The sequence below is a fragment of the Nannocystis punicea genome (genome assembly GCF_026965555.1).
In the GTDB taxonomy this organism is placed as follows: domain Bacteria; phylum Myxococcota_A; class Polyangia; order Nannocystales; family Nannocystaceae; genus Nannocystis; species Nannocystis punicea.
This window is the reverse complement of sequence record NZ_CP114040.1, coordinates 4,002,333-4,012,901: the sequence shown is the minus strand read 5'-3', so window position 1 is coordinate 4,012,901 and position 10,569 is coordinate 4,002,333. Positions and strand designations below refer to the sequence as shown.

Below are 10,569 nucleotides of genomic sequence, written 5' to 3'. Positions count from 1 at the left end.
TCCATCAGCGCCGCAGCCGCGGCCGTGCTCCTCGCCCTCGCGCTGGCCGGCCCGCTCGGCGGCATCTTCTTCTCCGTGCCGCTCGCGGTGCTGTCCCTGTCCGCGCAGGTCACGGGCGCCGCACCCGCCCTGGTCTCGACCGCGCTGGTGACCACGGGCCTCGCCGCGTGGATGCTGGCCGCGGACGGCGACCCCGGCCGCGAAGAGGCCCTGCAGCTCGTCGCGTTCCTGGCCGCGGGCTCGGTGATCAGCATCGTGTCCGGCTCGCTGCGCGCGGGCCGGGCGCGTGACGTCGAGGCGCGGATCGCCGCCGCCCGCGCCGCCGAGGAGGCCGAGCGCCGGGCCTCCGAGACCCGCATGACGCTCGAGGCGCTGCGCGCGAGCGAGGTGAAGTTCCAGCAGCTCGCCGACTCGATGCCCCAGATCGTCTGGGCGTGCCAGCCCGACGGCAGCGTCTATTGGTACAACCGCCGCTGGTACGAGCTCACCAGCGTCCCCGAGGGGCACGTCGACGACGCCAACTGGCTGCTCGTCCTCCACCCCGACGATCGCCAGCGCTGCGTCGACGTCTGGTACGAGTCGGTCCGCACCGGCCAGCCCTACCAGGTCGAGTACCGCTTCAAGTTCCCGACCACGGGCGAGTATCGGTGGTTCCTCGGCCGCGCGCTGGCCGTGCGCGACGAGGCCGGCCGGATCGTCCGCTGGTACGGCACCTCGACCGACATCCACGACGCCAAGCGCACCGAGGCGGCCCTGCGCGCCAGCGAGGAACGCCACCGCGCCCTCGCCGAGGCCCTGCAGGAAGCCGACCGCCGCAAGGACGACTTCCTCGCCATGCTCTCGCACGAGCTGCGCAACCCGCTGGCGCCGATCAAGAACAGCCTCTACATCCTCTCGCGCGCGGCCCCGGGGAGCGAGCGAGCCCGCCGCGCCGAGCAAGTGATCGAGCGGCAGATCGAGCACATGACGCGGCTCATCGACGACCTGCTCGACGTCACCCGGATCTCCCGGCGGAAGATCCAGCTGCGGCGCACGGCGGTGGAGATGAACGAGCTGGTCCGCCGCACCGTCGAGGATCATCGCTCGGTGTTCGAGCGCAACGGCGTCTCGCTCGAGCTCGTCCCCGCCGACCGGCCCGCATGGGTCGACGGCGATCCCACGCGTCTGTCGCAGATCGTCGGCAACCTGCTGCAGAACGCGGCCAAGTTCACCGGTCCCGGCGGCTGGGCCAGAGCAACGGTCGAGGCCCGCGAGGCCGACGTGCTCGTCCACATCCGCGACAACGGGATCGGCATCGAGCCCGACATGCTGCCCCGCCTCTTCAACCCCTTCATGCAGGCCGACACCACCCTCGATCGCAGCCGCGGCGGCCTCGGCCTCGGCCTCGCGCTGGTGCGGGGCCTGGTCGAGCTGCACGGCGGCGACGTCCGGGCCGCGAGCGAAGGGACCGACAGCGGCTCCGAGTTCACGGTGCGCCTCCCCGCGATCGCGCCGCCGGCGAGCGACGCGCCGACAAGTCACCCGGCGAACCACGCCTCCCAGGGGCGGATCCTCGTCATCGAGGACAACCTCGACGCCGCCGAGACCCTGAAGGACGCCCTCGAGCTCGGCGACCACGAGGTCTGCCTGGCTCACTCGGGGCCCGAGGGGCTCGCCAAGGTGCGAGCGCTCCGGCCCGACGTGGTCGTCTGCGACATCGGCCTGCCGGGGATGGACGGCTACGAGGTGGCGCGGGCCATCCGCGCCGACCCGGCCCAGAGCTCGACGCGGCTGGTCGCGCTCACCGGCTACGCCTCGCCCGCGGATCGCCAGCGAGCCAGGGAAGCCGGCTTCGATCGCCACCTCGGCAAGCCGCCCGACCTCGACGCGCTGCTGCAGATGCTCCACGAGCTGGTGCACGCCAAGTCCTCCGGCTGACGGCTGGTGGCGCGCCGCAGAGGTCCGATCGCCGCCCGGACCTCGCCCGCGCGGCGCGAACCACACTGAGGTCGATGTTGCGGTGGCTCTTGCCCTGGGTCGCCTGCGCGCCGTCCTCCGCGCCCCGGCCGCCCGACGAGCGCCTGGGGCAGGTGACAGGCCGCGGAGCGAGACCCGCCTGCCCGGTCGTCGTCCAGCTCGACCCGTCCACCTCGCCGGCCGCCGTCCACCAGCTCCTGTGGCTCGCGCCGTCGGTCCTCCTCGCGTGCGCTCCCGGGTCGCGCGGGAGCACCGCCCTGTACGAGCCCGGTCCGCCCGACGTCTCGGTCTACGACATCGTCCATCACCCGCTATCCGCCTTCACCAAGCGCCGCGGCTGCTTCCGCCTCGAAGAGCGGCCGCCCCCCTTCCTCCGCCCGCCGCTGGTGCTCGGTGACGGCCCGGGCGCGCTCCCCTACACGATCGACGGGCGCAACACCGCCTACGTCTTGCGGCACCTCTGGTGAGCGAAACATTCGGCAATGTCTAAAAGGGCATGCTCTCAAAGACATGTCCTTATAGACATTCCAAGACCGCCGAGTCCCACCGCCCGTCCATCGTCCGATCGCAGTCGGAGCCGCGCACCGGCGCCACGCGCTACACCCGGGATCATGACGATCCGGCTGTCCGCGCTGTTCGGTCTCGGCATCCTCCTCGCTTGCAGTCACACCCCGACCACGGTCGAGTACCCCGAGCTCTTGCCCGAGCCCGACTGGCAGAACGTCGAGGTCCCGGTGCCCAGCGCCGAGGCCCCGGTGCGCAGCGCCGAGGTCCCGCGCGAGCCGCCGGCGTCCATCACCTCCGACGACCCCGACGCGGTGCGCGACGTCGTCTACACCGATCCCGGCGCGCTCCCGCAGCTCCTGCACGCCGGCGTCGCCTTGCCGCTGCGTCATACCGACGTGCGGGCGCACCTGCGGGGCCCCGTCGCCGAGGTCGTCGTCCGCCAGCGCTTCGTCAACGACAACGCCGCCGCGCTCGACGCCATCTACACCTTCCCCTTGCCCGAGAACAGCGCCGTCACCGACATGCGGATGATCGTCGGCGCCCGCACGATCGAGGCCGAGATCCGCGAGCGCGGCCAAGCGCAGGCCGAGTACCTCGCGGCGCGCGACGCCGGCCACACCGCGGCGCTGCTCGAGCAGGAGCGGCCCAACGTCTTCACCCAGTCGCTCGCCAACATCCCGCCCGGCGAGGCCGTCGAGGTCGAGCTGCGCTACCTGCAGACCCTCAGCTACGACGCCGGCGAGTACGAGTTCGTGTTCCCCACGGTCGTCGGTCCGCGCTACCTCCCGGGCCCCCCGCTCGCGCGCAACGACCTCGGCGCCGGCACCAGCAGCGACACCACCCGCGTCCCCGACGCCTCGCGGATCTCCCCGCCGATCCTCGGCCACGGCGTGCGCACCGGCCACGACCTCTCGATCGCGGTCGTCGCCGAGGCCGCGACCCCGATCACCGCCTGGGCCGCGCCCGCGCACGCAGTCGACGCCCACGCCGCCGACGGCCGTCTCCACCTCGCCCTCGCCCGCCGCGACGAGATCCCCAACCGCGACTTCGTCCTCCGCTACCGCAGCGCCGCCGCCCAGCCGACCGCCAAGCTGTTCCTCGGGCCAGGTGACGGCGCGGGCGGCCACTTCCTCCTCGTCGTCGATCCGCCGCGCCTCGACGTCGACCAGGCGGTCGGCCGCCGCGAGCTCCTGTTCGTCGTCGACGTGTCCGGCTCGATGAACGGCGCCCCGCTCGCCCTCGCCAAGGCCGCCATGCGCGAGGCCCTCGCCCGCGCCCGCCCGGTCGACACCTTCGACGTCATCACCTTCGCCGGCGGCACCGCGCGGCTGTTCGGCGAGCCGCGCCCCGCCAACGCCGACAACCTCCGCCAGGCCGGCGACTTCATCGACGGCCTCGGCGCCGGCGGCGGCACCGAGATGCTCTCGGGGGTCAGCGCCGCGCTCGACAGCCCGGTCGAGGCCGGCCGACACCGCTACGTCTTCCTCATGACCGACGGCTACATCGGCGAGGAGGACGAGATCGCCCGCGCCGCCCGCCAGCTCCTCGAGCGTCAGCGCGCCGACGGGCGCCGCGCGCGGGTGTTCGGCGTCGGCATCGGCGAGGCGCCGAACAGCCACCTGATCGGCGCCGTGGCCAGAGCGGGCGACGGCGCCTCCATGCACGTGCGTCACTCCGCCGACCTGACGCGGGCCGGCCAGCAGCTCGAGCGGATCATCGACGCCCCCGTGCTCACCGACGTCACCGTCGACTGGGGCACCCTCGCGCCGCGCGACCTCTCGGTCTCGCTGCCACCTGACCTTTTGGCCAGCCACCCCCTGGTCGTCCACGGCCGCTACACCGGCGCCGCGCCGGCCGAGCTGCGCCTGCGCGCCCGCGCCGGCGAGCGCTCCGTCACCTTCCCGATCGAGGTCGTCGCCAGCGCCGAGTCGAGCCGCACGCTCGCGCGCCTGTGGGCCCGCGAGCAGATCGGCGCGCTCGACCTCACCCGCGCGACCACCACCTCGACCGACGTCGAGCAACAGGCACGTCGCGGCATCCTGCAGCTCGGCCTGCAGCACCACCTCGTCACCGCCTACACCAGCCTGGTCGCAGTCGACCGCTCACGCCGCATCGACGGCCTCGCCGTCGAGGTCGTCCAGCCGGTCGAGGCGATCGCCGGCATGGACGGCGGCCGCGTCGTCCCGGACGCGGCCCAGGTGACGAAGATCCGCCTGGACCAGGCCCGCAACATCCCGGTCGGCGGCACCTCGCGCGACTTCACCGCGGTCGTCGACCTGTCGCCCACCGCGAGCCGCGACGCCGCCGCCATCCGTCTCGGCGGCAGCACCGGCGCCGAGCCGCGCTTCGTCGTCGACGGCCAGCACACGCAAGCCCCGAACTTCGCCCGCCCGGCCGCGCCCCTCCTCTCCGACCCCCTGGGCCACCCGGGCCGCGGCTTCGTCGCCGTCGAGACGCACGCGCGCGCCCGGATCGGCGCCGTCCGCGGGGCCAGCGAGGCCGAGAGCGACCGCCTGCGCGCCCTCCTGCGCGCGGAGGCCGAGCCGCTCGCCCAGTGCTTCCTCGACGCCGGCAGCACCACCTACCGCGTCCACCGCAAGCTCGTGCTCGTCGTCCACCTCACCGCCACCGGCGGCCTCGCGCGCATGGAGGTGAAGGGGCGCGGGGCGCTCAGCCCGGCCCTCACCGCCTGCCTGCGCCAGCGCGTCTACCCGCGGGTCCAGGGCGCGGTCACCCCGGGCACCACCGTCGAGATCGACCTCGGCGTGTGGATGCGGTTCTGACGTGCACTATCGGACATGGTCGCTCGACCATGTCCGATGGTTCTCTCGAACACCCGCCGACTCGCGCGCCGCAGCGGTTCGGCTCGAGCCGCGACGGGTGATTGAATCTTCGGGACATGTCCTGGAGGACATACCCCGAAGACCAGCTCACTTCTTCCCGGCCGCCTTGAGCTGCTGCTTGGCCTCGTCGAGCGCCTTCTTCACGTCCTTGTCGTTCGACCGCAGCTTCGCGGCCGCCGAGTAGGCGTCGACGGACTCTTGCCAGCGGCCCTTGCCGGCCATGCCCTGGCCCTTGAGGACCAGCGCGTCGAAGCCGGGCTTGACCCCGAGCTTGTCGTACTCCTCGAGCAGCGCCACCAGGTCGTCCCAGGCCTTCATCAGCCGCAGGATCTTGCCCTCGCCGACCAGCGCCTCGGCCAGCAGCTCCTTCACCCCGGCGGTGTCGGGCGCGAGCGCCTGCACGCAGCGGAACACCTGGCCCGCGTCGTGGAAGCGCTTGTCGGTCAGCGCCTTCCTGCCGGTGTCGAGCGCCGCCGCCGGCATCTTCTGCGTCAGCCGCTCGAGCGCCTCGTGCTTCGGGTCGATCTCCCTGAGCGCCGCCAGGTAGTCGCGCAGGCACTCGCCGGACGGCTGGCAGAAGCGGCCCTCGGCCAGCGCCAGGTCGGCGCGCCCGGCCAGCACCAGCGGGTCGCCGACGTTCTCGACCGCCTGCGGGATCGCCAGGTCGATCGGCTTCGGCGGCTCGGGCGGCGTCGAGTCGTCGACGTCCTGCGTCACCGCGATCGGCGCCGCCGGCTCGTCCGGCGGCGTCTCGGCCTGGCCGAACAAGCGCGGCCCGAACAGCACCAGCACCACCGCGATCGAGCCGGCGCCGACCAGCCACAGCCATGCGTGCGGGTGCTCCTTCGCCGGCGCCGTGATCGTGCGCGGCTCCGGGGCCGGCCGCGGCGCGCTCATCGACGCGCTGGCCAGCAGCATGTTGGGGTGCGAGACCGCGGCCGCGGGCTCGGGCGGTGGCATCAGCGAGCCGGAGCTGAGCGACGTCGCGGCGGACCTTTCGGACCTGTCCGAATCGCCAGGTGTGCGAGGCGGGCGCGGGGCGGCCGGCGCGTCGAGCGAGCGCAGCAGGTCGACCTCGAGCACGCGCATCGAGCGGATCCGGTTCTCGGGCCGGGGCGCGAGGCAGCGGGCCACCAGGTCGGCCAGCGCGCCCGGCACGTCGCGCACCAGGTCGTCGACGCGCGGGGCCTCCTGCCGGCCCTTCTTCATCATGATGTCGTAGTCGTTGCGGCCGGTGTACGGCAGGCGCCCGGTCAGCATCTCGAACAGCACCGTGCCGAGCGCGTAGATGTCGGAGACCGGGTCGGCCTCCTCGCCGGCCGCCTGCTCGGGCGCCATGTAGGCCGTCGAGCCGACCAGCTTGTCGATCGTCGACACGCCCGAGCGCTCGCTGTCCATATGCGAGCACACGCCGAAGTCGAGCACCTTGACGACATCGAGCTCGCCGTCCTGGGTGACGAGCACGATGTTGCTCGGCTTGAGGTCGCGGTGGATGATGCCCATGTCGTGGGCGGTCCCCAGCGCGCGGCAGACCTGGCTGGCGATGTGGACCGCCCGGCCGGCGGAGATGCGTCGCTCCTCGTCGAGGACGGCGCGCAGGTTCTGCCCGTCGAGCAGCTGCATCACCGAGTACACGCCGCCGTCGTCGAGCTTGCCGGTGCCGAACACCTCGATGATGTTGGGGTGTTGCAGCACCTGGGCCGCCTCGGCGTCGCGCAGGAAGCGGTCGCGGATCTCGGGGTCGCGCGCGTAGATCTCGGGCAAGATCCGCAGGGCGCACGGGACCCCGCGTTCGGTGTCGCGGGCCCGGTACAGCGCCCCCATCTCGTCGAAGGAGAGCAGCTCCTCGACGCGATAGCGGTGCGCGATCATCGTGCCCCAGCGCTGCTCCGCGGCCTCGCGCGGCGACATCATCGCCCTGTTGGGGTTGCTGAGTAGGCCGTCGTTCTCGATATCCGCCATGATTCGAACTTGTCCGGCGCTGCAGCACCGGGCCCCCAAGGCTAACGCGAGCCGGTCACACCCTCAAATTTGTGCCCCCGCGCAAATTCAGGCAGGACGCGCCTTCCACCTGCCAGGCCGACGCCCGCGAACCGCCGGCACACATGTCTGCGGAGATATTCCGCGCCGCCCGCCGGGCCACGAGTCTACGGCGAGTCGTCGACTTCGATCCGCCCCGTCCACGGGCCGGCGTCGTCATCGGGAATTGTCACCTGACCCCGTTGCGAACGCAGCCCGCGCACCCGGACGCCGAGCGCGTACGTCCCGGGCAACACGTCGGCCGCGCCGACCGTGCCCTCCTCACTCGTGCGCGCGCCGGCGAAGGGCCCGCCGTCGACCACCGCGCCGACCACCGCCTCGTCGCTGCCGCGCCGCACCACCGCCAGCGTCACCGCGCGGCCGAGCGCCGGCACGTTCCCGACCAGCGCGATCGTCTCTCCGGCCACGTGTCCGCCCGAGTTCGCCAATTCGACCCCGTCCTGGACCACGCGCAGGTCGTAGCTGCCCTCGCCGAGCTCGGCGAGGCTGAACTGCCCGCCGTCGACGCGCGCCTGGTGCACCTCGTAGCCTCGCGTGTGCGCTCGCGCCAGCACACGCGCGCGCGCGTAAGGTCGCCCCTCCGCGTCGCTCACCGTGCCCTGCAGCGGCGACAGCGGCGGCGCCAGCACGATCTGCCAGCCCTCCTCGTCGTCGACCGACACTTCCTTCTCCGTCGGGCGAAACCCTGGCGCGCGGGCGATGAGCATCAGGGACGCGTAGGTCGGCACGTCGCGCGGGTCCCCCGGTTCGCAGCGACCGCTGGCCTCGCCGCACGGATCGCACGGCGGCTTCTCGACCCGCGCGAAGCTGAAGAAGCCCTCGCCGTCGCTGACCGTGTTGCGCGAGGTGAACGGCGGCAGCGCCGCGGGATCGTCGTCGGCCCCGCGCCGGACCCAGATCTGCGCCCCCGCCACCGCTCGACCCTCGCCGTCGCTGACCGAACCGACCACGCGCCCCAGCGCCTGCGCGACCAGCGTCACCGGCGGTCGATTCGGCTCGAGCACCCACGGATCGCGCGGCACCAGGGTCGGGTGCCGCAGCTCGGCACAGACGACGCCGCGGCAGCCGGGGCCGCTGAATTCGCCCTCGGCCCCGGGCTCGATCACGCCGCCGTCGATCGGCGCGCTGCGGTCCGTCCCGCTCGCCAGGCAATGCAGGATGACGCGGCCGTCGCTCACCGGGACGCCGTCGCGGTCGACGATCCGCCCGCGCACGACGCCCTGGCCGCTGCGATCGACGTCCGCCCGGCGCGCCACGCCCTGGACCGGCGCATCGCCCTCGACCGCCGCCGTCACCTGCGTCGCCGTCGCGGACCTGTTCTTGCGCGGGCCCGGGCGGGACGCCGTGCGCTCGCGCGTCCCGAGCCAGACAGCCAGCGCCGCCAGCAACGCCAGCAGCGCCGCGACCACCGCCGCACGCCTCATGAAGCCGAACCCAGCCAGGGCCGCATCATCACCTCGATCTGCGCGTGCGCGTCGGCCAGCACCGCCTCGACCACTCCGTCGATCTGCGACACCACCGCCGGCAACGCCGCCGGCTCGATCCCGGGCGCGCTGCGGGCCAGCCCGTAGATCTTCAGCTTCGGCTCCGTGCCGCTCGGACGCAGCACCAGTCGGCACTTCTTGCCGCCCTCGCCCTCGAGCTCGAGGCTGAGCACGTCACCCGGGAGGTCGCGCGTGGGCGAGCCGGTGTGGCGCGGCTGCAGCCGGTCTTCGAAGCGGCGGGTCGTCAGGCCGGCGAAGCCTGCGGGCGGCGACGTCCGCCACGCCTGCATGAGCGCCGCGATCGCCTGCCGCCCGGCCAGCCCCGGCGCCATGTAGTTGAGCGTCTTCTCGCGGTGGTAGCCGAAGCGGCACCAGATCGTATCGAGCACGTCGAGCAGCGTCTCGCCGCGCAGCTTGGCCAGCGCCGCCGCCTCGGCCAGCAGCAGCGCCGCGATCGACCCGTCCTTGTCGCGGATCTCGTCGCCGCGGTTGTAGCCGTGGCTCTCCTCGCAGGCGAACACCACCGTGCGCTCCGGGTGCTCGGCCGCCATGCCGGCGTGGTGTTTGAAGCCGACCAGCAGGTCGTCGACCGCCATCACCCCGCGGGCGGCCGCCATCGTCGCCAGCAGCGGCGTCGTCACCAGCGTCGTCAGCACCCACCCGTTCTCGGGGATGGTCGCGTGCGCCAGCACGTGGTCGAGCATCAGCACCCCGAGGCGGTTGCCGTCGATGGGGACGAACTTGCCGTCGCGTCCGCGCACGCAGGCGCCCAGGCGGTCGGCGTCGGGGTCGGTGGCCAGGACCAGGTGAGCACCTGTCTCTTCGGCCAGCTGGATCGCCATCGCCATCGACTCCGGCGCCTCCGGGTTGGCCGAGCGGACCGTCGAGAACCGGCCGCCGTCGGGGTCGCACTGGCGCTCGACCGGCAGCACCTCGATCTTGCGGGCGCGCAGGGCCGGCAAGACGCTCGTGTGGCCGACCCCGTGCAGCGGCGTGAAGGCGACCCGCAGCCCCGCGGCCGACAGGTCGGGCGGCGCCACGCCTTGCGCCAGCACGTAGGCGTGGTACGGCGGGTCCGCCTCGGCGACCACGCGCTCGGGCGGCAGCACGTGGATCAGCTTGCGCTGGTCCTCTTGCAGCTCCGGCAACTCTTGCACCGACAGGATCGCGCGCATCAGCGCCGCGTCGCGCTCGCCCAGCACCTGCGCGCCGTCGGGCCCGTAGATCTTGATGCCGTTGTCCTCCGGCGGGTTGTGGCTGGCGCTGATGACCACGCCGGCCCCGCAGCCGAGGCGGCGGACCATGAACGACAGCTCGGGCGTCGGCCTGGGCGCGTCGAGGAGGATCACCGTCACCCCGCCGGCCGCGCACTGCTCGGCCACCGCGAACGCGAAGTCCCGCGAGTGGGTGCGCGTGTCGTAGACGACAGCCACCTGGGGGGTGTCGCCGGCCGCGCGCATGGCCTGCACCAGGCCCTGAGCTGTTTCGCGCACCACTACCTTATTAAAGCGGTTGGGACCGGGGCCGACCTTGCCGCGGCGCCCGCCGGTGCCGATCGGGAGCACCTGGGAGAAGGCGTCGAGGATCTCTGCCAGCGCCGCGGCCGACCCCGCTTCGGAGGAGGCGACCAGCGCCTGCAGCGCCTCGCGGTCGCCGGCGAATCGGGGCTCGGAGAGCCAGTGGGACAGGGTGCGCTCGACATCAGCGGGGAGGCGGAGGGCGCTCGGGCTCGGGGTCAC

Annotated in this window: 6 protein-coding genes; 3 read left to right on the top strand and 3 right to left on the bottom strand. The window is 73.3% G+C overall.

The window, feature by feature from the left end; genetic code table 11:
- Positions 1–24 precede the first annotated feature (24 nt).
- The 3 genes from O0S08_RS15420 to O0S08_RS15410 all read left to right on the top strand — a co-directional run bounded on the left by O0S08_RS15420 (position 25) and on the right by O0S08_RS15410 (position 5,246).
- Entirely contained in the window at positions 25–1,917 is a 1,893-nt protein-coding gene (locus O0S08_RS15420) for a hybrid sensor histidine kinase/response regulator (RefSeq protein WP_269039905.1), read from the top strand.
- 74 nt (positions 1,918–1,991) lie between these two features.
- Positions 1,992–2,423: a hypothetical protein gene (locus O0S08_RS15415; protein WP_269039904.1), complete on the top strand. Its 432-nt coding sequence runs from the start codon at positions 1,992–1,994 to the stop codon at positions 2,421–2,423.
- A gap of 144 nt (positions 2,424–2,567) precedes the next feature.
- Positions 2,568–5,246 carry a VIT and vWA domain-containing protein gene (locus tag O0S08_RS15410; RefSeq protein ID WP_269039903.1) on the top strand — a complete coding sequence of 893 codons (2,679 nt, stop codon included), beginning with the start codon at positions 2,568–2,570 and terminating at the stop codon, positions 5,244–5,246.
- A gap of 147 nt (positions 5,247–5,393) precedes the next feature.
- On the opposite strand, the gene O0S08_RS15405 is transcribed toward O0S08_RS15410, so the two are convergent.
- The 3 genes from O0S08_RS15405 to O0S08_RS15395 form a co-directional block, all read right to left on the bottom strand.
- A complete protein-coding gene (locus tag O0S08_RS15405; protein WP_269039902.1) occupies positions 5,394–7,268 on the bottom strand; it encodes a serine/threonine protein kinase in 1,875 nt (624 codons plus the stop codon).
- Between the two features lie 185 nt (positions 7,269–7,453).
- Positions 7,454–8,770, bottom strand: a complete 1,317-nt coding sequence (locus tag O0S08_RS15400; protein WP_269039901.1) for a carboxypeptidase-like regulatory domain-containing protein — start codon at positions 8,768–8,770, stop codon at positions 7,454–7,456.
- Complete coding sequence (locus O0S08_RS15395; protein WP_269039900.1) at positions 8,767–10,569, bottom strand: phospho-sugar mutase; 1,803 nt, start codon at positions 10,567–10,569, stop codon at positions 8,767–8,769. Before O0S08_RS15395 ends, O0S08_RS15400 begins: the two co-directional genes overlap by 4 nt.

What these genes read in the sequence shown, in the direction of transcription:
- O0S08_RS15400 (WP_269039901.1), bottom strand. Translation starts at nt 8,770, where the DNA reads ATGAGGCGTGCGGCGGTGGTCGCGGCGCTGCTGGCGTTGCTGGCGGCG.
- O0S08_RS15415 (WP_269039904.1), top strand. Translation starts at nt 1,992, where the DNA reads ATGTTGCGGTGGCTCTTGCCCTGGGTCGCCTGCGCGCCGTCCTCCGCG.
- O0S08_RS15410 (WP_269039903.1), top strand. Translation starts at nt 2,568, where the DNA reads ATGACGATCCGGCTGTCCGCGCTGTTCGGTCTCGGCATCCTCCTCGCT.
- O0S08_RS15405 (WP_269039902.1), bottom strand. Translation starts at nt 7,268, where the DNA reads ATGGCGGATATCGAGAACGACGGCCTACTCAGCAACCCCAACAGGGCG.